This window comes from Balneola sp. (assembly GCA_002694685.1).
In the GTDB taxonomy this organism is placed as follows: domain Bacteria; phylum Bacteroidota; class Rhodothermia; order Balneolales; family Balneolaceae; genus Gracilimonas.
This window is the reverse complement of record NZMW01000002.1, coordinates 214,645-240,257: the sequence shown is the minus strand read 5'-3', so window position 1 is coordinate 240,257 and position 25,613 is coordinate 214,645. Positions and strand designations below refer to the sequence as shown.

Below are 25,613 nucleotides of genomic sequence, written 5' to 3'. Positions count from 1 at the left end.
CTTAGTGTTACCCTTTTGGCTTCTTGGTGCCATACAAGCTACGGCTCTGAGTTCTTCCCTCAACACCCGCAGTATCTAATGTTCCTCTAATAATATGGTATCGAACACCGGGCAAATCTTTTACTTTACCACCTCGGATCAATACAATACTATGTTCCTGTAAGTTGTGACCTTCACCCGGAATGTAAGCCGAAACTTCAATTCCGTTAGTCAAACGTACACGAGCTACCTTACGCAATGCCGAATTCGGCTTTTTTGGCGTAGTTGTATAAACGCGAGTACAAACACCACGCTTCTGCGGACAATTTTGTAGCGCAGGAGCAGTTGTTTTACTTACTTTGCTTTTTCTACCTTTTCGTATGAGTTGATTTATTGTAGGCACTGTTCAATTATTTGGTTATTGCCATCGAATCGAGAGCTTGCAAATATAGGGTACGATGAGGTATAAATGCAAAATATTTATAGAGATTATTTCCTATTTATTCCTACTCCATCACAAATACCCCCTAAGAGTTAAAAAGAACCACAAAATTCGATCTATAATTTATAGATCGATATATAACAATATATCAATTGAAATTAACTGATTTATCCGGATTGAGTTCAAAAAGGCTGGAAGCTTTAAGCAGCGAAGGCATTCATTCTGCAACCGATCTACTGAACTTTTTTCCCCGCCGTTTCCTAGATCGCAGTAATACCCAGAAAATAAAGCATCTTGCTGGTTCCGGTGAAGAAATAACGGTAGCAGGTAAAGTCACTACCATTAATATGGCGGGCTATGGCAGAAAAAAGAGGCTGGAAGTTACCATTAATGACGGCTCAGGTGATGTCAAGGGAGTCTGGTTCAGAGGCGTGGGTTATTTTAATAAGTTTTTTAAGAAAGGTGATTTTGTCGCTTTTTATGGAGCTGCAAAGAGATATGGCAGCTCCATTTCAATTGCTCACCCAGAAGTTGATAAGATCTCATCCGACGATGATCTCGATTCTTTTTCACGAATTTTTCCAATCTATCCGGGAAGCAAGGCTTTGAGTAAAGCTCGCATCACCAGCAAATTGGTTCAGAGCTGGATGGAGCAAATACTCAATAAACTAAACCCCGATGAATTTTTGCCGGATTCATTGATTTCTGAAATGAAGCTCCCTCAACGACCCGAAGCTTATCGCATGATTCATTTTCCAGAGACTCACAATGAACACAAAAAAGCCCTTAACCGCTTTAAGTTCGAAGAGCTGTTCTTGTTCGAGCTGAGTATGGAAAAAATCAACTACACGGTCAAAGAAAGAGCTAATGGCCATGTTTTTAATGAAACCGGAACTTATACCTCCACTTACTTCAATGAGATTCTGCCCTTCGAATTAACCGATGGACAAAAGTCTTCTTTAGGTGAGATTAAAAAGGACGTTCGCTCTGGCAAACAAATGAATCGACTTATACAGGGAGATGTAGGCGCCGGAAAAACCATTGTGGCCATTGGTGCAATGCTTATGGCTTTAGATAATGGATTTCAAACAGCTTTTCTTGCTCCGACAGAAATTCTGGCTGAGCAGCATTACCGAACACTTACTAATCAACTGAAAGGGCTGGATGTAAATGTCCGGCTTCTCATCGGTTCACAAAAAAAAGCATTACGCACAGACATTCTAACCGACATTGAAGGCGGAAACTGCAATATCGTAGTAGGAACACATGCAATTATTCAGGATACCGTTCGGTTTCACAACCTTGGCCTTGCGGTGATTGATGAGCAGCATCGGTTTGGGGTAAAGCAACGATCTGAACTGCTTAATAAAGGAAGTCATCCACATATGCTTGTGATGAGCGCGACCCCTATTCCCCGTTCACTCGCCATGACGGTTTATGCTGATCTCGATGTCTCTGTTATTAAAGATTTACCGGCGGGAAGGAAACCAATCCGAACGGCGATCCGGTCTCAAAAGAAAAGAGAGGATGTATATCGGTTTGTTGAGCAAGAAGTTAAAGATGGAGGGCAGGTCTATATCGTTTATCCACTAGTTGAAGAATCTGAGGCGTTAGACTTAAAAGATGCAACGGCCGGTTTTGAAAAACTCAAAAAGCAGTTCCCTGATTTCAAAGTAGGCCTCATCCACGGTCAGATGAAAACCGAAGAGAAAGATGGAGCAATGCAGGCCTTCATAAAAAATGAAATTCAGATTCTAGTCTCCACAACGGTTATTGAAGTTGGGGTTGATGTACCCAATGCATCTATTATGATTATTGAACATGCTGAGCGATTTGGTTTATCTCAACTGCATCAGCTGCGTGGGAGAATTGGCCGAGGCGAACGTCAAAGTTATTGCATCCTGATGCCGGATGTTAAAGTGAGCAAGTCCGGAGCAGTTCGGCTTAAAACCATGGAAGAAACGAATGACGGATTTCGAATCGCCGAGGCAGACTTAAAACTTCGCGGCCCCGGAGATTTCCTGGGCACCAAGCAAAGTGGCCTGCCTGATTTCAAATTTGCTGATATTGTTGAGGATCAATTCCTGCTTGGCCAAGCCAAAGAGAAGGCAATGGAATTATTAGGTGAAGACCCACAGCTTCAATCTCCCCAAAACAATTCACTGCAAAAAATATTCTCACCCTACTTTAAAGAAAAGGTCAAGTTTTATGGCATGGGATAATTCTTCAAAAGAAGTTCAAGAACTTGAAACGATTGTTTAAGTTTCACGTAGGTTGTTGAACTTCAGGAAATATGAATTCACTCTAGAATATTGAAGCGAGCACTGTTTACATATCATATCTACACGGCAATATTTCTTGTATTGCTAGTACCTGTTTCTACATTCGCCGGTACTGTAATCTCAGATACAACTAAAGGTGCTGTTAGCCAAACCCTTTCCCTTAATACAGCCGAAACCGAAAATCTGGAACCTTATATGACTCGCGAGTTTGTTCTAAGCGGGCCGGGTATTCTGAGAGTTTCTACACTTGCAGGTAATATTGAAGTTGAGCGAGTTCCAGACAGTAGCAATGTACGGGTTGAGCTCTATGTTGACCGTGGCTACGCATTTTGGTCCAACACAAAGAGCCTGGATAACTATCGAATTACAATGCTCCAGCGGGGAAATGAAGTTCTTGCATCTGTAGAACAGAAGTCAAAAGAAGCCGGCTTTTTCAGTGATCAAATGACATTTTCTTATAAGATTTATGTTCCTAAAACTATGTCTTCTGAAATAAGCACTTCCGCCGGTGATATACTAATCTCAGGAATGGAAGGTCAGCATATGATAAAAACGGGCGGCGGAAAACTTACCATAAATAAGATTAGCGGTAAGCTCGGTGCCTACTCGGCCAGCGGGAACATTGAGATTTCATCTTCTTCAGGGACACTTTATGCACAAACCGAAGCCGGTAAGCTATCTGTTCAAGATAGTCAGGGTGAGATCAGGCTTAAGACTAATGCCGGAGATATAACAGCGCAGCGTATTTCCGGATCTATGCTTGCCAGAACAAGTAGCGGTAACATTAGCGCTAACTTTCTTACTGTTTCTACGGGCATCAGCTTTGATGTAAACTCTGGGAATATTGACCTCACTATTCCAAAAAAAGGGTACGACCTTTTACTCAGAGGTTCAGACATCGAGATTTTTGATGGAGAAAACTTCTCTGGGACTCGAAATAAAACAGAGGTTCGGGGCGCTCTGCGAGGAGGCGGAGCCACTATCAATCTTATCACTAAATCTGGGGAAGTAACCTTAGATCTTGAAAACTAAGAATTAATTTTGGGGCTACTCTTCAAACATAACAAAAGAAACCGATTGGCGAGCTCTCTCCTCTTTGCTCTTACTGTCTTTTGCTGTTTTTATACTCCACAGAATGTTTCGGCTCAAAACTCCAAAGACGCGACACTCCTCACCCGCTCTCAACTTTCCAATGCAGATGGAATTATCTATATCACCGACTCCTGGAAGTTTCAGGTTGGTGATAACCTTAACTGGGCATCACCAAGTCTGGTTGACTCAAGCTGGCAAAATGTTAGCACCTACCTTGGTCCTTCCGAATTACCTTTCATAGAGTGGGAAGGCGTTGGGTGGTTTCGAATTCACTTTAAAGTTGACTCAAGCCTGGTGGACATTCCCCTTGCCTTACTAATTGAACAACATAATGGTGCCTCTGAAATTTTCCTGAATGGAGATCTCATTTATTCGTTAGGTGAGATGGACTCTTTCAACACAGAATTTTCTCCTTACAGAGATAGCCGCCCAAGGCCATTGGTTTTTTCTGATACATCAACACATGTATTGGCAGTTCGTTACGCAAACCCCAATGCGCAGACTTTTAATGATTATGGCTTTACGGCAGGCTTCCGGTTTTTAATCGGTAATCTGAATTTCCACATCAATGCTAAGCTTAATGAGACTTCAAGTACCCTTTGGACCAAGACATTTTACGCAGGGATACTGCTTGCCTTTACCATTATCCATTTTCTGTTATTTGCCTTTTATCCAGCGGAGAAGCGAAATTTATATTTTGCCCTTTTTACCGGTTTCCTGACCCTCCTCACTTTCACCCTTTTACAAGCTGACAGCACCACTTCTCCATTGTCAGCTATAACCTATTACCGTATTTCACTGATCGCCTGGCTTCTTACTATTATTTATGCTCTGCGATTTTCATACAGTCTTTTCTATGAAAAAGTACCGAGAGCATATTGGTTTTTCCTGGGAATAGGTATAAGCCTTGCCGTTGCCACCTGGTTTAACGCTCAAAACCTGGATGTATTCAGGGAGCTTTTTGTCGTTATCACTTTAATTGAAATTTTGAGGGTTCTTATTTCATCATCCTTCAAACAAAAAAGTGGAGTATGGATTATTGGAACCGGGTTGATCATATTTGTTGCCGGAATTATGTACACCGTTTTAGCTAATCTGAACATATTCTCCGGAGATCCTACTCTCGGAAACTTGTACGGTTCAGCTGGCCTAATTCTTGGGATGTCGATTTACTTATCAAGAGAATTTGCTCGTACGAATAAACGTCTTCAGCATAAACTTGTAGAAGTGAAGCATTTGTCAGAAAGATCGCTTCAGCAAGAACGCATCAACAAACAGAAAGAGATTGAGCGAAAGCTCCTAGAAGCTGAAAACACCCGAAAGTCCAATGAGCTGGAGGAAGCACGAACATTACAATTGTCAATGCTTCCCAAACATGTCCCCGAAAGTAACTATTGGGATATTTCCGTGTATATGGAGACAGCTCAAGAAGTAGGTGGAGATTATTATGACTTTGCATTCGATAAAAACGGGACGATGTCTGTTGCTGTTGGAGATGCAACCGGCCATGGTATGAAAGCGGGCATAATGGTTGCTACCGCCAAGAGTTATTTCCATACTCTGGTTAATGAGTATGACAACATTGAAATGTTGCATAGAATGTCTTCAGGTATTCAAAATATGAACCTGAAAATGCTTTACATGAGCATGCTTTTTCTAAAATGCGATAAGCATTCAGTTCAATATACAGCAGCCGGGATGCCACCGGTACTCCATTATGATTTAAAGACCCAACAAGTTTCAAGGCATCTTCAAAAAGGAATGCCCTTAGGTACATCTGTCAACTTCCCCTATCAGCAAAAAGACATTAACATAGATCCGGGTGACTCTTTGTTAATTATGAGTGATGGACTGATGGAGCTCTTCAACAAGAATCGGGAATTATTGGGGATAAATCGTATTGAAAAAGTATTTCGAGAAGCTGCCGAATTATCATCAGAAGAGATTCTAAAAGCCATTACTGATCTTTCCGAAGAATGGAGAGAAAACCATCCACAGGAAGATGATATCACTGTTATGATTTTGAAGGCAAAAAATTTCTCCGATAACTCATAACCTGCAACTTAGGTTATAATAAATCGTATGTTTACCTGAATTTTTTTTGGAAAACCTGTCATGATTTCAAGAGTCCTATTTTTTACTATTCTTTTCTCCCTGGCCGGGGTGTCTCTAACATTTGGTCAGTCTAAAGAAAGTGATCCTTTCAAAAACGATCCCTTCTTCTCTAAACCTCTGGATGAACTCCTTGGGAAGAATAAAGACGATGCTATTTCAGACACTACTTCTGTTTCCAATTCCAAAGATGAGGACCTTGAAATAAAAAGTTATGTGTCCCGCATTAATTCGGATGGTGTAGATTTTGGTGGAGCTCTTGAAGCAGGTCCCTATAATTCGAATTCTCTTTATGGTTCGTATCCCGTACTACCCATGATTCATTTTAATAGAGTGAATGGGTTTTTCCTTGGAATTCGTCAGGAACGTATGCAGTGGTACAACAAAAATGACCTTCTTGGCATAAGAAATATCAACCCTCACGGAATGTTAGGATATTCTTTTGGGCAAAATGAGTGGCAGTATGAATTAGGTTTGGAAAGATACGTTGGTTTTAATGACAGGATATTAATTGGGGCTGAATTCTATAACGCTACTTCTACTGACGATTATTGGCGAGCCGGCCTCACTGAAACATCACTTACTTCCTTTTTTGCCGGTTATGACTTCTTGGATTATTATAAACAAAAGGGTTGGGGAGCTTATACTTTATTCCGTACTGATCGCTTTTTTGAAGGAGGGCTTTCATACAACGAAGAACGTTTTAACAGTTTAGATAGAGCTTCAAGCTTTGCCATCTTTGGACCAAATGGACGTTACCGTAATAACCCGCCTATTGAAATCGTAAATGGCTCTCCTGTTGATACTTTAAACATCTCAAGTTTATCACTGTCGGGGGCATTTAATCCCAAGCAGTTATTACTTACCCGGCACTTCACATTTGGCTTGTCAGGAAAAGTAGAATTTGGCGATCCAGGGTTTGCCGGCTCTGATTATTCGTACACCAAATATACTGCCGAGCTGATTTCTTATTTGAACTTTGAACCGGGTGGCATCTTGAAATATCGACTTATGGCAGGTAGCATTACCGGGGATGCACCGCTAATGAAAGAATTCCAACTCGGTGGGCCAAGCACACTTAGAGCCATGCCTTTCAACTCTATTCCGGCAAATGGATTGAGTGGAAATAAGATGTTGTTAAGTAATGCTGAAATCCAATTCGGCTCTACCGATTACAGCTCCGGTGATTGGATTGACTTCGATGACTTCTACTTAAGCCTCTTTCTTGATTCCGGATGGGCAAATAATCATACCGGAGAAAATACCGAAATCATGGACGGCTTTTCTGAATTCAGCATTTCTGACCTCGAGCATAACGGAGGAATTGGTCTTGGTACCGACTCCTTCCGATTTGAATTAGCTTGGGATCTTCGAAACACCAGTCGGGCACCAGTGTTGTGGTTTAGGCTAAATCCTACTTTTTGATGATAGTAGTATTGAGTAGTGAGATATGAGATGATAGATTTAAGATGATAGGTGTAAGATTTAACTTCTGTACCCTAACACATCTTTTATCTCATGTCTCACTACTAACATCTAAATACTACTAAACTCCCGCCTTCTGCTTTTCAGCTCTCTTTCGGTCGTTATGGTCAAGATACGTTTTACGGATTCGCAGAGCTTTTGGCGTTACTTCAAGTAGCTCATCATTGTCAATAAATTCTATGCATTGCTCAAGGCTCAGCTTCTTAGCTTGACTGATTTTTACTGAATCAGCTGTTTGAGTGGCACGGTGGTTAGTCAGGTTTTTCTTCTTAACTACGTTAACGACCATATCATCGCTACGCTTATTCACTCCAACAACCTGGCCCATATAAACTGGATCACCGGGCTCTACAAAGAACTCACCTCTATCCTGTACTCCTTCAAGGGCATATCCCGTTACATCACCCTGCTCCAGTGCAATTAATGCACCACGGGTACGTCCGGGAATTTCTCCGGCGTAAGGCTCGTAGCCATCAAACTGCTGGTGCATAATTCCAGTACCACGGGTTTCGGTAAGCATTTCGCCACGGAAACCAATCAAACCACGGGAAGGAACTCTAAACTGAATTCGGTTATTCTCTCCTTCCTGGCTCATGGAAGTCATGATACCTTTTCGCTTTTGGAGGTTGTCAATAACACGGTTACTGAAATCTGTTTGCACGTCTACTACTACTTCTTCAACCGGCTCGTGTGTAACGCCGTCCACTTCTTTAAATAATACTTCAGGACGGGATACTGAAAATTCGAATCCCTCACGACGCATTGTTTCAATAAGAATGGCCATTTGGAGTTCACCACGTCCCGAAACTTTATAGATGTCCGGACTCTCTGTTGGCTCTACTCGCATTGCTACATTTGTTCGGGTCTCACGATATAGCCGATCTTTCATTTGATTAGAGGTTACGTAATCCCCTTCTTTTCCGGCAAAAGGCGAATTGTTTACCCGAAAGTACATTGCAATGGTAGGCTGATCAAGATCCACATACTCGAGTGGTTTCATATCAGAAGTATCGGTTAGTGTGTCCCCGATATTAACTTCCTCATACCCAGCTAAAGCAATGATATCTCCAGCTTGTGCATTCTCCACCGGTTCACGCTGAAGTCCATTAAAAGTGAATAGCTTGGTGGCACGGGCTTTTTCTTTAACTTTTCCCTTTCCATCCATCAATGCTACTTCCTGATTGATTTTGATGGTCCCTTGCTCAATTCTTCCGACCGCAATTCGTCCAACGTAGTCATTCCAATCGATGCTGCTAACCAGCATTTTGAATTTTGATTCAATGTCTTGCTCAGGAGCTGGCACATGCTCTACAATCTTATCCAACAATGGAGAAAGATTATCATTGTCGTCTTCCAACTCTTCTTTGGCAATACCATCTTTAGCAATGGCATATAGTACAGGAAAATCGAGCTGTTCGTTGGAAGCATCCAGCATCACAAATAGATCAAAAATTTCATCTAATACTGCATCGGGACGTGCATCCTTTCTGTCAATCTTATTGATGACAACAATTGGTTGGAAACCAAGACTTAGTGATTTCCTAAGTACAAATTTCGTTTGAGGAAGCGGACCTTCAGCTGCATCCACTAATAGTATAACCCCGTTAACCATTTTCAGAATACGTTCAACCTCACCACCAAAATCAGCGTGACCAGGAGTATCCACAATATTAATTTTTGTGTCTTTCCACTTAACAGCGGTATTTTTTGAACTGATGGTAATCCCGCGTTCTTTCTCTAAATCGCCGGAATCCATAACCCGGTCTTCAACCTGCTGGTTCTCTCTGAAAGTACCGCTCTGTTTTAGAATTTGATCTACGAGCGTGGTTTTGCCATGATCTACGTGGGCGATGATGGCGATATTTCTTAAATCTTGTGACATTAATTTGGGATATTTGGAATGAAATTCTCTTCTTGAATACAACTTGTGAAGTGTTACTCCACTATGTTTACAGAAAAGTTGCAAGCCTTAAAGATACGGCTATTTTGGTCAAATCCGTATTAATTAATTGAGAATTGTTTTAACCTAAAAGCATCATTTAATTCTTTTATGATATCATCTATACTTTGGCTCATTTTTGGACTCCTCCTACTAATCAAAGGAGCAGATTGGCTGGTTGACGGGGCTTCATCTTTAGCTAAAAAGTTCAATGTATCTGACCTGGCCATTGGGTTAACAATTGTAGCCTTTGGGACCTCCGCTCCGGAACTCGTGGTAAATGTGATGAGCAGTATTCAGGGGCACCATGAAATTGTGTTTGCTAACATAATAGGCAGTAATAATTTCAATCTGCTTGTTATACTTGGTATCTCCGGCTTAATCACTCCCCTTGTTGTGCAGTCGAGTACTGTTTGGAAGGAAATACCCCTTTCTCTTTTCGCTGCCATCCTTTTATATATTCTAGCCAATGACTTTTGGGCTGCAGATTCCTTCAGCGTTTCCCGTTTTGACGGATTCATCTTTCTCACGTTGTTTGTAAGTTTCTTGTATTACGTATACAAACAGCTTTCTTCTGATCCTTCCGAAGTCCCTTCAGAAAGCAAAACCTATTCCCAGCTAAAAATCTGGGGCTTTATTATAGTTGGACTGGCAGGATTGGTTATTGGTGGGCGATTGGTTGTCAATAACGCTATCGAAATTGCAACTGCTTTGGAAGTAAGTGAGAAAATCATTGGCTTGACGATCATCGCTGCAGGTACTTCCCTACCAGAGCTCGCCACATCTATTGTAGCCGCAACTAGAAAGAATGTAGACATTGCGGTTGGCAATATTATCGGCTCAAATATCTTCAATATCTTTCTGATCCTTGGAATAAGCTCATTGGTCAATCCTATTCAATACAATCCTTCGTTTAATTCTGAACTATATTTACTCGCTGCCGGAACATTATTCTTATTTATCGCGATGTTTACAGGAGAGAAAAAAAAGTTAGACCGATGGGAAGCTGGCGTTCTGTTAGTGATCTTTATTGGCTACACCATTTTTCTTATATCTAACGGACTTTGATAATAGCACTTCTCTGGTCGGCGCAAGTTAAGATAATACCCTTCACATCATCTACATCATATTTCTACATATTGGAATAACTTTTTATGCTAAAATTCTTGGATTATGCCACGACCAAAGTCAAAACAAGAGTTAGAAGAGCTTAGTAATGAGAATTTTTCAAGGCTATTAGGGTATATTTCTACCCTTTCAGAAGAAGAGCGAAACCAAGAATTTCCACCCGGAACTCTAAATCGCAACATACGCGATATACTAGCCCACCTTCATGAATGGCATTTAATGATGCTGAATTGGTATGAGATAGGTATGAGTGGCAAAAAGCCTGAGATGCCAGCAAAGGGTTATACATGGAAAATGACTTCTGAACTGAATCATGAGATTCAAAAGAAATTCAGTAGTACTCCATTGACTGAAGTTGAGTCTTTACTAAGAACGTCTTTTTCCAACCTTCAAAGCATTATTAATAAACACACAAATGAAGAGCTCTTTGACAAGGAAAGATATTCGTGGACCGGATCAACATCGCTGGGGGCATATCTGATTTCTTCCACATCAAGTCACTATGATTGGGCACTGAAGCTAATTAAGAAGTGCAGAAAAAATCTCTAAATAAAAAAAGGAGGGCATCGCTGCCCTCCCTTTTCTCTGAGGTTATAATTCTATTAATCCAGAAACGTAACTTTCCCTGTTTCTAAATCATAGAAGGCGCCGGCAATTACCACATCGCCGTTTCTTTCAAGCTCTGCAATTATAGAGCTATTCTCTCTCATCTCTTCAATAGTGTGTTTTACATTATTGTTGACGACCTCGGTCACGTAATCATCGTTACCGGTTGATCGGTCACCATCATAGTTTTCGGTCATTTCAACAGCAGGCTTAATCTTTTCAAGCATTGCAGTGATGTTTCCCATTTCTACTCCGTCGATAGCAGCTTTAACAGCACCGCAGCTTTTATGCCCAAGCACTACTACTACTTTAGAACCTGCAACAGCAGTTGCAAATTCGGCACTTCCAAGGATGTCTTCATTAACGAAGTTCCCAGCCACACGTGCTACAAAGATATCTCCAACACCCTTGTCAAAAACATTTTCAACCGGAACCCGGCTATCTACACAAGCAAGAACAATCGCTTCTGGATATTGCCCTTTTGCTGTGCCTTTTACCTGAGCCTGGTAATCTCTTGGAGTAAGGTCATTATTTACAAAACGCTCGTTTCCTTCTTTCATGCTTTGTAAGATCTCCTCAGGAGTTAATGCATCCCGAGTTTCACTTGTCATTACATCACCGAAAAGGTTTTCTTCCATCGTTCTGTCTTGTTGGTTTTCGTTATTTGTACATGCTGTAATAGCAAAAGCTAAAATTGCTATGGGTAATAAATTTCTTAAAAGATCTATGGTTTTCATGGTCCTGAATTATTCTTATTGGATATTTGAAAGCCATCAAAAGGATCAAAAAAACCTTATCCTTTCCTAAGTAATTATAAGCACGGATTGTGTTGCGTACTCTTATTTATAGGTACGTTAATACAATACCGGAAGCTATAATTCTAAAGATTGACGGCGATTTTAGACGGGTATTCAGGCCAAGTCTGGTGGAGGCGTTAAAACCTGAGATGTAAACAGCCGAAGGGTAAGAAATGGATTCGCTAAAAACTTTTTATCGGAATAGGAAATAACTGTATATCCCAGTTCATGCTCAATCTCATCTTCGCTCCCTGGTTCTTCTACAATGTCAGGTGTAGGTATGGAAGGTCCGGAAGCCATAACGGTGGCCGGATTCGCTGGTATTAACCAATCGAATTCATGCATCATCGAAAATGTTAAAAACAACATTGTCGAAAATACTACCAGCAATATGTATGGCTTTTGGGTTGTCATGATATATAATTTTACCACCTAACTCTGCCGTTTAATAAAGCGTTCCCAAAAAAATACAATCTTCAAAATTTCTCTAATGTCAAGAGCAGGAACGTTTTCAAGCTGCTACTAAGTTATGAAACCAGCGTTTAATTTTTTAAAAAATTTTGTCAATGCGATTATCAATTTTACTGTTTTTCTATCTTATTTTCACTGCCCAAACATCTCTTGCACAGTCCACCGGATCTATAGCAGGTGTTGTTACGGATGCTAAAACCGGGGAACCTTTGATTGGGGCAACTGTAATTTTGGAAGGCACGAACCTTGGCGATGCCACTGACAGAGATGGACGATACAGAATCTCAAATATCCCGGCCAACTCGTACAATATCATAGCTTCTTATGTTGGGTTTGTATCGCAGACAAAGTTTAACCTGGTAATACGTTCGGAAGGTAATGCAGACGTTAATTTCCAGCTAAATGAAGACGTAAATGAACTTGATGATGTAACCGTAACGCCAAACCCATTTCAAAAAGAAGAAGTAACTCCCCTCTCTATTCAGAAATTCAGTCAGGAAGAAATTGCTTCCTATCCGGGGGGAAATAATGACATCGCAAAAGTAGTACAATCTTTGCCCGGTGTTTCCGGATCAGTCGGAGGCTTTAGAAATGATGTAATTATTCGGGGTGGTGCTCCCAATGAGAATATCTATTTTCTTGATGGAGTCCCAATTCCCAACATCAATCACTTTTCAACACAGGGTAGTGCAGGCGGCCCTGTTGGCTTGCTCAATGTCTCCTTTTTTGAGGGAGTGACACTGACGGCCAGTTCGTTTGGCGCTGAATACGATAACGTACTTTCCGGCATCCTTCAGTTTAACCAGCGAAATGGAAATTCACAGGAATTTACTGGGAACCTAAGAGTCGGTTCAAGTGAAGCTGCGCTCACTGTGGAAGGCCCGCTTTTTAAAGGGGAGGAAGACCGGGCTAAAACCACATATATCGCATCTGTCCGCCGTTCGTATTTACAGCTACTCTTTCAAGCAATTGGCCTGCCTTTTTTACCGGACTATTGGGATTATCAGTATAAGGTGAATCACGAAATTGACCGATATAATAGAATCTACCTAACAGGTGTTGGCTCGATTGATGATCTTGCTATAAATGAATTGGATGACTTTGATCCCGAACAGGAAGCCACCCAAAACCAAATCCCCGTCATTACCCAAAATAGTAATACTGCAGGGATTGGCTGGAAGCGACAGTTCAAAGACAATTCCGGATTTATGGAAACCGTCATCAGCAATAATACGCTGGGCAACAGCTTTTTCCGTTATGATGATAACGTGAACGAAACCGGGCTTTATCTTAAAAATGAATCCCGCGAGACCGAAACTCATCTTCGGTATAACGCTACTAAATTTATGGGAAATTGGACGTATTCAACAGGTTTCCAGCTTATCAACTCTGATTATTCAAATGCTACTGAAGACTTGGTTAATAATCGACAGTTCGAAACCGATCTCAATTTCTTCCGATATGGAATATTTGCTCAAGCCTCATCGAATGCTTTCAACAACCGACTTACATTTTCTTTGGGAGCAAGAGCCGATGGTAATTCATTCAGCAACACGGGCAATGAACTTTATAGAACACTAAGTCCACGAGCGTCCATTTCCTATAAACTTACGGAAGATCAAAACTGGACAGCAAATGCCTCAGTTGGCCGATATTATAAAATTCTGCCTTACACTACACTTGGCTTTAAGGATAATAATGGCAATTTCACCAATAAAAATGCGGACTACATACAAAGCGATCATGCCGTATTAGGGCTCGAATATTTAATAAATAAATCTGCAAGAGTTTCGGTGGAGGGTTTTTTCAAGAAGTATGATGACTACCCAATATCCACCACCGACAGTGTATCGTTAGCTAATAAAGGCGGGGGTTTTGAAGTTTTTGGAAGTGAGCCCGTCATAAGTCAAGGAAAAGGCAGAACGTATGGCGTGGAGCTCTTATACCAACAAAAATTCACCGGAAAGTTTTATGCTGTAACAGCTTTTACGTTCTATAAAAGTGAGTTCACTAATCTGTTGGGCAACGATTATGATCCGGCAGTTTGGGATAATGGAGTTCTTATCTCATTACTGGGAGGTTACAAATTTGGCAATAACTGGGAAGTCAGCGGACGGTACCGTTACCTTGGGAAAGCCCCATATGCGCCGGTCGATCAGGAAGCCACGTTAGACAATTATCCGGCAGTTATTTTAGACTACAACCAATTGGGCTCTGTTCGCCTTGATCCCTTTAGTCAACTAGACATCAGAATTGACAAGAAGTGGAGCTTTACGAATGTTAGTCTCGATGTATTTCTTGAAATTCAAAATGTACTTGCCCAAACCGGCCCTTCCGAACCGCGCTATGGATTAGATAGAAATGAGAATGGCGAAATTATTACGCCCAGAAATTTGGTTCGTGTTGATTTGACTCAGGATGCCAGTGTCTTGCCCTCAATTGGTCTTGTGCTTAATTTTTGATATTTCCAGTTTCAACACATATTACAGCTCATCCGAATTTCAATAGTAAACCATACATACTACCATGGATCTTAAAATAGCCGAAAATCACTTTCTAATCTGTGGGGCTTCAAGTGGGTTTGGACGGGCAGTTGCAGAACGGCTGCTTCACGAAGGAGCTCATATTATAGCTGTTGCCCGCAGAGAAGAAAAGCTGGATGAATTGAAGAGTTCACATCCTGACAAAGTAGAAAAAGTGGTTGGGGACTTATCAGACCAACTAACGTTAACCGAAATTGAATCCTTAATTTCAGGACAACAAATTCATGGTGTTTTAATTAATGCCGGTGGACCTCCTGCTCTTTCAGCTATGGAAACTACGCTAGATCAATGGGATGAAGCTTATCAGTCTGTACTTCGCTGGAAAGTAGATCTTACAAAGAGACTTATTCCTCACTTCAAAAAAGAACAGTATGGTCGAATTTTATTTGTTGAAAGTCAGTCTATAAAACAACCCATTCCTTCTTTGGTATTAAGTAATGCATTTCGTGCAGCTGTAGCCGGCTTTGCCAAAACCCTTGCCCTTGAGATTGCAGAAACAGGAATCACCGTAAATATTATAGCACCTGGATCACACGAAACCCCTGCTATTGACCGTGTTATTAAGAAAAGGGCTGAGGACTCTGGAAAGAGTTTTGATGAGGTTAAAGCTGAACTCGAGAAAAGTATTCCTGTAGGAAGAATGGGGACCGGTGAAGAATTTGCTTCGTTGGCGGCTTGGTTGTTATCCCCTCATTCCGGTTATGTGACTGGACAGACCATTAGCCACGATGGTGGAAATATTCAGGGGCTTTTTGGGTGAGCTACTCAAAATAACCGCGCTTTTTCTAAGCTCATCCTTGTCGATGTTGAGTATTGTTGTCCTCGAATTACATAACATCTTTATCCCACATCCGACGCTTTCAGAATGGAGTACAAGCTCGTAATCAACCGCTCCGACGCAGAGCGTGCGGAGCGAGGTACAAGGTCATCCTGAGCGAAGGTATGTTGAATTAGAGTTGGGATGTGCTGTGCGAAGGATCTTTGCCACAAACCAATTGGTAAACATTTCGTGGCAAAGGTTCTCCACTCCGCATCCCCTGCGTTCAGAATGACACGGATTCAAAATGCAATTTTGGTCATTGGAATTTGGAGCTTGGGATTTAGTCCTTACTAACCCTCTAATTCAACACCGTGAAGTAGGCTACGGCTTTAGGCTGAAAACTTCGGAGCCGAAGCTGAAACTGCTCAGCTGTTTGCTCAATGTCCGGCGTTACAAAACCGGTTTCGTCTTCCAGTATTTTTGAATACGGTACATAAACTTCATAAGGTCTGACCTTCTCTACTTCAGCAAACTGCTCAATGGGAACATCGAACTTGATGGTAACAGACGAAGGATTGTAGTTCACATTTTGCCCTCTCGGAAGACCTCGGGTTCTTATATAAACCGTAGTTTCGCCCTCCGTAAATTCAGACACGTTTGCTTCATATGAGATCTGTGTTTCCGAGAGCTCAATCACTCCCTCAGAATCTTCCAGACCTAATACGGTAGAAATATCTTCTCTTACACCTGAAAGCTTCAGCGTATCCTGAACTTCCCATTCAGTGATGTCACTAATTTTGGATTGAGCCCCGGTTACTGTAATGCTGTCCGGACTAAATACCGGTTCTCCAACCAATCCATATCGGTTTTGAAAAGTAATGTCGGTATTAATTTTAACCGGTACTTTTTTAGACACCTTGGGCTCCATATTAACGGAAAGCAATAGGGGTTGTACTTTGGCAATATCTATATCCTGCAAATAACTAAGCCTTTGGCGCACCTGATCAAATAGATTGATCTCACTTTCTTCGATATTGATGACAACAGTCGGCGGGTCGTTGTATAAATTAAGCAATTGCCATCCATCCCCTGAAACCCCGACTTGCACAAACTCAGGAAGGTCTTCCGTCAGCGCCATGCTTTCAGGAATATTTCCTGGTTCCACCGGAATGTTGATATTAATGCTAAAGCTGCCGTTCAAATTCACAATAAACCACAGAGAAACAGCCATGATATAAGCTGCGATAAAGACAATGATTTTTTCACGACGGTTAAAACGCGCTTCCGTTTCCTCAGCACCGGGCTTGGTTCCGGGTATAAGAAAGTTCTTAATGCGTTTCACAATTTCGTTATCTGTGATTTCAGCCATAGCCGAATATAGATGCAGGATTAAGGTTAGTCAACTAGCTGCGAACAATGATATCTCCGATTACATCACCTTTCACTTTTGAGTTCAGCTTTTTGGCAATACTAAATCGATTTCCATGAATTTCGTGTCGCCACGATGGATGCTTAACGCGCATAACCAGTTTATTACCCTCAAAATGGAGGTCTTCCACTTCAGATGCCATCCTTTTACCAACAATATCTTCAAAAGCAGATAAAATCATCCCCTGCTTCAATTTCTTTTTCTGGGGAAATTTCTCCAGAAAATCTTCTAGAACAGAACTCAGGGATTTGGGCGGATCGAATCTCATTTTCTAACCTCGGTTATTTTTCCATCTTTCACTTCATAAAAACGATTATTCACCCCATCAAAGTCAACATAATCTTCAAAGGGAATGGGATTTGCTGAAGTTATAAATATTTGACCTTTATGTTGTTGAAGTGCATCGAGTAAAATTTCGGTTTTTTTAAGATCTAAATCACCGAATACATCATCCAGCATCAGTATAGGGAGATCGTCCAGCTCATCTGAGTAATAATGCAGCTGAGCCAGTTTCAAAGACAGCTTGAACAAACGGTGCTGCCCTTGTGAACCAAACCGGCGAAGTTCAAATTCATCCAGATAAAAAATAACCTCATCCCTGTGTGGACCTACTGAAGTGTACTCCCTATCTATTTCTTTGGGCTGAACTTTTTCCAGCTGTTCATAATACTCTTTCTCAATAGCTTTAACATCCGTACTGGGTTCGCAGAAGGTCTGGTACTCTAAATTTGTGGTCAAGTCCATTCCCGATACCATCGCATAATCTTTGGCGAGATACTCTTTCAGGTTCTCGAGTACTTCATGGCGCTTTGCTACAATTCGTGAGCCAACTTCCACGAGCTGGACATTCCATGGTTCTAAATACGCCTCCAACACTGAAACCGGGCCACGGTACTCCTGCAATAGCGAGTTCCGCTGTTTTCTGACTTTCCGGTACTCAATCAAATCACGGAGATAGGCGGGCGAAATCTGGCTTATGAAAGAATCGATAAACGAACGCCGCTCTGCAGGTCCTTCCAGCGTTAGCTTCTTATCATCCGGAGTTAGAGTTACAACTGGTACCATTCCAATTAAATCAGAAAGGCGTTCAAGTGGTGAATCATTTACGAAAATCTTCTTCCCGTCTCCTCTGGAGTATGAACAAGCTACATCAAACTCAGAACGAATCTGACCTTCAAAATGGCCATTAATCATAAAGTAACTCTCATCCTGATTAACCACATACATGTCGGTATTGGACACAAAACTTCGAGACATACACAGATAATGGATGGCATCAATCAGGCTTGTTTTGCCTGAACCATTCGGGCCTGTAATTACGTTGAGGTTCGGCGCCCAGTCCACCTTTGTGCTCAGGTGGTTTCTAAAATTTGTGAGTTCTGTGTGAGTATTTCGCATACGCTACATGGTACGCATTCTGAATGTTTTAAGCAGACCCATTTCCCATAAAAAGAGCCGACTTTTGCTAAAAAAGTCGGCTCAAAAAGTTACCGTAATTTAAGTATGTACTAAGTTAGAGCGATTTCAAACCCATTCCTTACAAAATATTTTTTGATCTACTTTGCGAGGATCATTTTTCTGATATAAGATGTGCCATTTACATCTAATCGGTACATATAAATTCCGCTCGAAAATGTAGATGCATTCCAAACTTCTGAGTAGGCTCCGGCTTTCAAAAAGCCCTCTTTTAATACTGAAACTTCCCGCCCAATTACATCAACGATACTTAGGCGGATATTAGCATTCTCTGCCAGCTCAAATTTAATGGTGGTCACGGGGTTAAATGGGTTGGGATAGTTTTGAGAGAGTGATACATCACTTGGCAATTCATCTCCTTTCTCATTAGCCACACTTACTCCATTTTTAGAACCCGGAGTACCGCCATAAGCAGTAGAAACAGCCCAGCTTTCGGGCAAGGCATTATCTGAATCAGCACTTCTCAGTTCAAGGGTATATCCCGTGCCGTCTGCTTCTTCCGGCCATGGAGCCTCATCATCATATTCAACTTGATCAACCAAAGCGCCGGACTGATCAAAAATCCGAACCTGATCACTTCCACCTGCAAGGCCAAAATCCATATCTCCCAGTAATGATTCTCCCAAACTCAGGCTGCTGTAAACAGCCTCAAAATCAGCTTTACTCTGGGTGACTACGAGATGCCCTCCCCCACTAATAATAGTATTTTCGGGAAACTCGAACTCGTGAGTATCATCTTCGTCTTTTAAAACCCACCCCCCAATATTTATCTCGCCAACCGATTTGTTGTACAATTCAACCCAATCCTGAGGATCATTTTCATCTTCGGCGTTGTACATTATTTCGTTGATAACAATATCTGTGTTATTAACCGTACTCTCCTCAAACTGTGCTGTAACTGAAGGCGCTTGATTTGACTGAACCTCAATCGTCCGCTCAGAAGAACTGATATCTCCCGTCCATCCTACAAACTTGTATCCAGGTTTAGGAATGGCTTTAAGCTTTATGGGCACATCCTGAAAATACTTCCCATTCCAAGGGTATGAACTTGGCTGGAGTCGATTAACCCGAACTACACCCTGCTCATCTCCCGACACATTTACCCTCACAATGTTTCTTTCACCAACCCCAAAGAATGAAGTGATATGGGATTCCACAAAGCCTTCACGGCGATCTGCAAATTCCCGCAGCACCTGAACGTTATTGTTCCAATTATCGATAGAGCCACCCCACCTCTGCTGATGCGCTGCCATCTCGTTTTCGATTTGCTCAGACAGTGAATCAATGACTGAATTTATAATTGGCGCGCTGAATGAATAATTCAACAAATCAGCATAACGGTTTATAAATTCATGTTGGAATGAATCGTTTTCAAGGAATTTCCTAAACATATAAGTGGACCAGGATGGATTTGGCCAACCGGGACCATTGGGGTCCGTTGCAAATTGAAGCATGTTTTGTTCGTAATTTTGTCCGTACATACTAAAACCAAAATCAGTGTCATAAATGATCCACCTCCATTGGGCACCATTCTTCCGTTCTCTCCAGTATCTCAGATTATTGCCGGGCCAATCAGTGTTAGAAAAGAAGGTTTGAGCAACCATATAGTCGATGTAGCTCTCCAATTCTACCTGCTCTGCAACTTCTTCATAATCAGCCTGAGATTGCATATTCGCATTCTGAAGGGCATTCATAAACTCGTTGTAAGCTTCGGTTCCGCCATGTTTGGCTTCGCCATTATTTTCAATCAAATCAATATCATCAATATCTACATCGTGATTTGAAGCTATGAAATGCTCATTGATCTTTTCTCTGATATTCTGAATGCCCCAGTATTCCCCATTGATGTACATCACTGCAGGTTCGTAGGCTTGGTAATCAATTTCCAGCCCTTCAATCAATGTTTTCATGAGTGCATCTCGAAACTGAGTGTTATTGAAATCGTTTCCTGAATTCCTCAAAACTATAGACTCAAACGTTTCAATTTCTTTTTCCCTGAACAAAGGGTACTCTAGTTCGGGAGTGCCGTAATCACCTCTAAAAAAAACAGACAGTGATTTCTGTGGCTGAGTACGGCTGCATCCACCAAACATTCTGGCCCCTGCATTTTCACCAAATGCACGATTTCCCTGCTCATCAAACAGCTCTATATGGATAGGGATCTCCCAATCCTGATTCCAGTTTGCAGGTCCGTTGCTGCAATTTCCTGTTATACCATTCGTGCCTTGCACATAAATCCCGGAGTCATCACTCCAAAGATTATCCGGGTCCGTTACTACTGAGATAACAGGAAGGTCATGGGTCCGATCAATGATGAACGTTTCGGTAACTACCTCGCTTGGAATTTTGCCATCCTCTACCGCTCTTAGGCGAATTGTAGTTGTTTCACTTATTGATATCGGGGATATCAGCACGCGCGATGAAGTTGTAGGAACAGACCCGTTTGTTGTATAGTAAACATCTCCGCCAGGATCAGAGCCTAATGCTACCTCTACACTTGATGAGTAAAATCCTCCTGACTTTGATAAACTAGGGACCGCAGTCCGAGCCTGAAAAAATTCACCTGAATTTTCTTCCATAGGACTTGGCGAAGTAAAAATTCCCCAGCCATTTTCTGCTTCACCATTCCGGCCATACGATTCTCCGGCTAACAGTTCCGGGACTTCAACCTGATCTACTACACTTCCCTCCGGACTCGTTAAAAACACAGTTTCTCCAGATGAACTGATTTTAAAATTTGTATGGGGATAAGCGATCTCAAAAGCGTCAAGTTTAGTTTCGGTAGCAACTCCTCTGGAATTATCAGGAGGATTCACATACGCCAAGCTTAAAAATGGAATCAGAGAAAGGTCGGATGATCCGGTATTAAAATTATGCACCTGTATGGCTAAAACATTCTCTCCAGGCTGGAGCAGACTTTTATAATCATCAAGGGAAATAGGTTCCAGTTCACCGCCTTTAGCCAATATTGGTTCTAGAAAAGTAGAAGAGCCGGCATCAAATGCTAATGGTGCAACTCCTTCTATATTTTGGCGTGAAACTTCCTCCCCGTTTAAATAAGCTACATACCCGTCATCGAAATCTATGTGCAATAGCATCCGACTTATATTTTCAGTATCGCTGATCGTAAACGGCGTTCTTGAAAATACAGACATAGTACCTGATGGAATCTCGGTGGCGTCATCCCCATCTCCAAAACCAATTCCAAAAGGTCCATTTTCCCAGCTTTCATCATTGAAATCCACATCTACCCAAGAGTTACTTACGATAGATGTAGGAATCAGATATTTAGTTTCATCATTTTCTCGGATGATTGTTTCCCAGAAAGCACTATAGCCTTTTCGGTCTTTATCGGAAGCATAAACCAGGTGATAAGATCCGGGTTCAATAATTACTTCGGGCATCTCCCATTTGAATAAATTTTCGGGATCATCAGAAACTCCGTATCCGGTTAAATCTACAGCCTCCGAACCGGAATTATAGAATTCAACCCAATCAGGGTTGTCTCCATCTTCATCAGCGATTCCTCCTGAGTTACTGGAAACCAGCTCGTTTATAACGACCTGACCAAAGCCAGACCCAACAGTGATAAAGAAGAATAGAGTATTTACCCAGAATAATTTGAAGCGAGATGATATGCTGATGTTCATTTCTAAAAAGGCTTATTAGGAACTTCTGTTACCTTAATATAGCCTAATTTCCTAAAAACAATCGGTAGAAAAATCCGCCCTTTCTTGACGAAATCTTATTGTTTGCCTTCGAACGATTAGCTTTTACTTTTCTATTTACCAAACACCTTTGGCATAATAATGACTCAACATTATCGCTTAAATATTTTTCAAGTATGGCTGTAAATTTCAGCAATGTATTCTTGAATACTATCTAAACCGATTTCAGCTTTCTTTTTCTTCTGAAGGCTGAAATTGAAGCGCCTACTCCTGCAGAAGCAAACAAGAGCCCGAATAGAATCACAAAGATGGAAATGGCCCAATTGAATATTCCTTTATCGATGATGGCTTCATTTGGATTATCGGGCTGATGCAAAACCTCTACATGTTCTCCTCTTCTGTAAGAGGGAGGGCTACTACCAACATCATGGGTAAACCTGATTGCTTTAAAAGTGCCTGCAGGCGAATATTCAACAATTGGGTAGTAGGTATAGCCATCATCACTGCTTCTTTCCTCAAGATCTACAACTACACCTGATGCCGGTACTGCTGTTTCTAGAAAATGGTAGCGTTCAACCCCCAGATATATTCCCAAAGCAACAACACCAAGGCCAACAAGGGTGAATATTGGACCGATAATCTTCAAGTCCCCTTTTTGATTCGTACTCACTTCCTGCATCCTGGCAGGCTCTCTTATTATTTCTTTCTCGTCTATCTCTTCCTTCTGATTGCTTTTTAAAACCTCGGTAAACTCATCCACAGAATCGATTCCTTTAGACTTCAAAACCCTTCGGAACGACAAAGCAATCAGCACAAATACACCCAAAGAGTACAGGACATTCCATATTGAAAAATTAAACATAGCCAGGAACACAGAGCAGAAAATCCCTCCGAAAACCATCAAAAATACCCCTACAAAATAAGGCATGTTTGATTTGAGGCGTGGCGTTTTACCTGATATATAAATTACTTCTACCGTCTCTCCGATTTGATATTGCGGACGCCCGGAACCATACCGACCCGTGAAATCACCAAAGTAACTTTCAACAACAGGTTGGTAGGTCTTGTTTCCCTTCGAGCCTTCTTTGACTTTAAATCCTGTTACTTTTCCAGTCGTCTCCAAAGCGATACGTACATACCTGATGTGATCAAATATCAGGTAAGCCCCGAGAAAGAGCACGAAGCTTCCGATAAGAAAAAATATGATTTCCATACCCACATTTAATAAAAGGGCATAAAAAAAGCCATCACAAAATGTGATGGCTTTGGAAGCTTAAAGACTTATGCTTTTATAATCCAAAAGCGTCATGCCCTAAGAAAATAGCAGAGTCGCCCAGTTGCTCTTCAATGCGAATCAACTGATTGTATTTGGCGATTCGGTCAGTTCGGCTCATAGAACCTGTTTTAATTTGACCTGCATTTGTAGCTACCGCAAGATCTGCAATTGTTACATCTTCCGTTTCTCCTGATCGGTGAGAGATAACAGCAGTATATCCATTTTTATGTGCCATCTCAATCGCATCCAGTGTTTCTGTGATGGTACCGATTTGGTTCACTTTGATAAGGATGGAGTTGGCAATACCACGCTCAATTCCAGTAGCCAGACGCTTGGTGTTGGTTACAAAAAGGTCATCACCAACAAGCTGTACTTTATCGCCTACAGCCTCTGTTAGCTTTTTCCATGCATCCCAATCATCTTCTGCCAGACCATCTTCGATGGAAATAATTGGATATTTATCTACCCATGTGCTCCAGAATTCAACCATGGCATCGGTATCTTTTTTAGAACCGTCACTCCACTTAAATTCATATAAACCGGTTTCAGAATTGTAGAATTCTGATGCAGCAGGATCCAGTGCAATCAATACATCTTCTTCAGGAACATATCCTGCTTTCTCGATCGCGGTTAAAATAACTTCAACAGCTTCTTCATTTGATTTCAGGTTCGGAGCAAATCCACCTTCATCGCCAACTGCTGTACTATATCCTTTGTCAGAAAGAACTTTCTTCAGGTTATGAAATACTTCGGCTCCAACCTGCAGTGCTTTGCTGAAAGATTCAGCTCCGGCAGGCATAATCATAAATTCCTGAAGGTCAACACTGTTATCAGCATGTGAGCCACCGTTAATAATATTCATCATTGGGAGCGGCATCACTTTGGCATTCACGCCACCAACATATCTCCATAAAGGCATTCCCAAATCTTCAGCCGCAGCTTTAGCACATGCCATTGAGACACCTAAAATTGCATTAGCTCCCAGCTTGGCTTTGTTCGGAGTTCCATCTAATTCAAGCAGCAGATCATCTAAGGCAACTTGATTAAAAACAGATCGACCACGGAATTCGTCCGCAATTGTTGTATTCACATTCTCAACGGCTTTAAGCACGCTTTTGCCGAGGTAGTAGTCTTTATCCCCATCGCGTAGTTCAACAGCTTCGTGTTCACCTGTAGAAGCTCCTGATGGAACAGCGGCACGGCCAACGGTACCTGTTTCTAAAGTTACATCCACTTCAACAGTGGGATTCCCCCGTGAGTCGATGACCTGTCTTGCATGAACGTCTTCAATAAAACTCATTATAATTTCTCCGATTTGTAGTTAGTGAGATTGATTGCTGAAAGGTACTGCGATTTAACATGTACTTAAAGCCATTTCGCCTGAAGTTTTGTAACTTTGTTGAAGATTTGATAAACATTTAAAACTTATTCTGCTTTGACACCACATCCCTGGGTTATTCTTTTTGATATTGACGGCACACTCCTTTCTGTTGACAGTAAACACACCCGAAGCCATCTTAGAAGAATCTTAGATGAACTCGAAATTCATTATCCGGATATGGAGAAGGATTCTTTTTCCGGCAGAACCGATCATGATATTTTTAACTCTTTTTTAGTTCACCATGATTTTGATGAATCCTTGTATAAGGAATACAAATCACGGTATCTGGAATACATGGAAAATGTACTGCTGACTAAAAAAGAATACGTGAATCGCATCGAGCATATTGAAGAAGCCTTAGAGTTTTTTTTTGAGGGTGATTTCATTTGTGGCCTTCTAACCGGAAATTATCCGCAGGCTGCACAGGTCAAACTTAAAGCGGCAGATATAAGCAGAGATTTTTCTTTTGGTGCTTTCGGTGAGTTTGAAAAAGACCGGAATAAACTTCCAAAAATTGCACTAGATGAGGTTGAGAGACTATATAATTTTTCTCCCGATCCTTCACGGTTTATAGTTTTAGGTGATACCCCGCGGGATGTAATTTGTGCTAAGAAATCAGGCATGAAATGTGTAGCTGTTACCACTGGTACATATACCCGGGATGAATTGGCTGAACATAATCCCGACGTTATTCTTGATAGCTTAGCTAATCCGGAAGAATGGTTTTCTCAGGTGAGTAATTAATAA

General features: G+C 41.4%; 19 protein-coding genes. 9 read left to right on the top strand and 10 right to left on the bottom strand.

The window, feature by feature from the left end; translation table 11 throughout:
- Positions 1-7: 7 nt before the first annotated feature.
- Positions 8-382, bottom strand: coding sequence for a 30S ribosomal protein S12 (locus CL667_04905; GenBank protein ID MAL17032.1), 375 nt, complete (start codon positions 380-382; stop codon positions 8-10).
- Positions 383-573: 191 nt separating this feature from the next.
- On the opposite strand from CL667_04905, the gene CL667_04900 reads away from it, so the two are divergent.
- From CL667_04900 to CL667_04885, 4 genes are all read left to right on the top strand, one after another.
- Positions 574-2,643 (top strand): ATP-dependent DNA helicase RecG, encoded by a 2,070-nt coding sequence (locus tag CL667_04900; protein ID MAL17031.1) that lies wholly within the window; start codon positions 574-576, stop codon positions 2,641-2,643.
- Positions 2,644-2,733: 90 nt separating this feature from the next.
- Positions 2,734-3,735, top strand: a complete 1,002-nt coding sequence (locus CL667_04895) for a hypothetical protein (GenBank protein ID MAL17030.1) — start codon at positions 2,734-2,736, stop codon at positions 3,733-3,735.
- 45 nt (positions 3,736-3,780) lie between these two features.
- The gene (locus CL667_04890) at positions 3,781-5,850 is read left to right on the top strand and encodes a hypothetical protein (GenBank protein ID MAL17029.1); all 2,070 of its coding nucleotides are present in this window, start codon (positions 3,781-3,783) and stop codon (positions 5,848-5,850) included.
- 60 nt (positions 5,851-5,910) lie between these two features.
- Positions 5,911-7,332: a hypothetical protein gene (locus CL667_04885; GenBank protein MAL17028.1), complete on the top strand. Its 1,422-nt coding sequence runs from the start codon at positions 5,911-5,913 to the stop codon at positions 7,330-7,332.
- A gap of 121 nt (positions 7,333-7,453) precedes the next feature.
- Here the strand turns inward: CL667_04885 and typA are convergent, their stop codons facing one another.
- On the bottom strand, positions 7,454-9,274 hold the full coding sequence (gene typA / locus CL667_04880; GenBank protein MAL17027.1) for a translational GTPase TypA: 1,821 nt from the start codon (positions 9,272-9,274) through the stop codon (positions 7,454-7,456).
- Positions 9,275-9,442: 168 nt separating this feature from the next.
- On the opposite strand from typA, the gene CL667_04875 reads away from it, so the two are divergent.
- Positions 9,443-10,399, top strand: a complete 957-nt coding sequence (locus CL667_04875; protein MAL17026.1) for a sodium:proton exchanger — start codon at positions 9,443-9,445, stop codon at positions 10,397-10,399.
- Between the two features lie 105 nt (positions 10,400-10,504).
- Positions 10,505-11,008 (top strand): hypothetical protein, encoded by a 504-nt coding sequence (locus CL667_04870; GenBank protein MAL17025.1) that lies wholly within the window; start codon positions 10,505-10,507, stop codon positions 11,006-11,008.
- Between the two features lie 53 nt (positions 11,009-11,061).
- Here CL667_04870 and CL667_04865 read toward each other — a convergent pair whose 3' ends face one another.
- Together CL667_04865 and CL667_04860 are read right to left on the bottom strand one after the other, a co-directional pair.
- Positions 11,062-11,802, bottom strand: coding sequence for a carbonic anhydrase (locus CL667_04865; protein MAL17024.1), 741 nt, complete (start codon positions 11,800-11,802; stop codon positions 11,062-11,064).
- Positions 11,803-11,976: 174 nt separating this feature from the next.
- Positions 11,977-12,231, bottom strand: coding sequence for a hypothetical protein (locus tag CL667_04860; protein MAL17023.1), 255 nt, complete (start codon positions 12,229-12,231; stop codon positions 11,977-11,979).
- Between the two features lie 197 nt (positions 12,232-12,428).
- Here CL667_04860 and CL667_04855 point away from each other — a divergent pair, with 197 nt between their 5' ends.
- Complete coding sequence (locus CL667_04855; protein MAL17022.1) at positions 12,429-14,795, top strand: TonB-dependent receptor; 2,367 nt, start codon at positions 12,429-12,431, stop codon at positions 14,793-14,795.
- A 64-nt stretch (positions 14,796-14,859) separates the two neighbouring features.
- The gene (locus CL667_04850; GenBank protein ID MAL17021.1) at positions 14,860-15,636 is read left to right on the top strand and encodes a short-chain dehydrogenase; all 777 of its coding nucleotides are present in this window, start codon (positions 14,860-14,862) and stop codon (positions 15,634-15,636) included.
- A 358-nt stretch (positions 15,637-15,994) separates the two neighbouring features.
- Here CL667_04850 and CL667_04845 read toward each other — a convergent pair whose 3' ends face one another.
- From CL667_04845 to CL667_04820, 6 genes are all read right to left on the bottom strand, one after another.
- Positions 15,995-17,005 carry a hypothetical protein gene (locus CL667_04845; protein MAL17020.1) on the bottom strand — a complete coding sequence of 337 codons (1,011 nt, stop codon included), beginning with the start codon at positions 17,003-17,005 and terminating at the stop codon, positions 15,995-15,997.
- Positions 17,006-17,039: 34 nt separating this feature from the next.
- Positions 17,040-17,333 (bottom strand): hypothetical protein, encoded by a 294-nt coding sequence (locus CL667_04840; protein MAL17019.1) that lies wholly within the window; start codon positions 17,331-17,333, stop codon positions 17,040-17,042.
- A complete protein-coding gene (locus CL667_04835) occupies positions 17,330-18,463 on the bottom strand; it encodes a DNA replication and repair protein RecF (GenBank protein ID MAL17018.1) in 1,134 nt (377 codons plus the stop codon). Before CL667_04835 ends, CL667_04840 begins: the two co-directional genes overlap by 4 nt.
- Positions 18,464-18,621: 158 nt before the next feature.
- Positions 18,622-22,191, bottom strand: coding sequence for a hypothetical protein (locus CL667_04830; GenBank protein ID MAL17017.1), 3,570 nt, complete (start codon positions 22,189-22,191; stop codon positions 18,622-18,624).
- Positions 22,192-22,423: 232 nt separating this feature from the next.
- A complete protein-coding gene (locus CL667_04825; GenBank protein MAL17016.1) occupies positions 22,424-23,422 on the bottom strand; it encodes a hypothetical protein in 999 nt (332 codons plus the stop codon).
- Positions 23,423-23,498: 76 nt separating this feature from the next.
- Complete coding sequence (locus CL667_04820; protein MAL17015.1) at positions 23,499-24,785, bottom strand: phosphopyruvate hydratase; 1,287 nt, start codon at positions 24,783-24,785, stop codon at positions 23,499-23,501.
- 135 nt (positions 24,786-24,920) lie between these two features.
- Here CL667_04820 and CL667_04815 point away from each other — a divergent pair, with 135 nt between their 5' ends.
- Positions 24,921-25,610, top strand: a complete 690-nt coding sequence (locus CL667_04815; GenBank protein MAL17014.1) for a hypothetical protein — start codon at positions 24,921-24,923, stop codon at positions 25,608-25,610.
- The last annotated feature ends 3 nt before the right edge of the window (positions 25,611-25,613 follow it).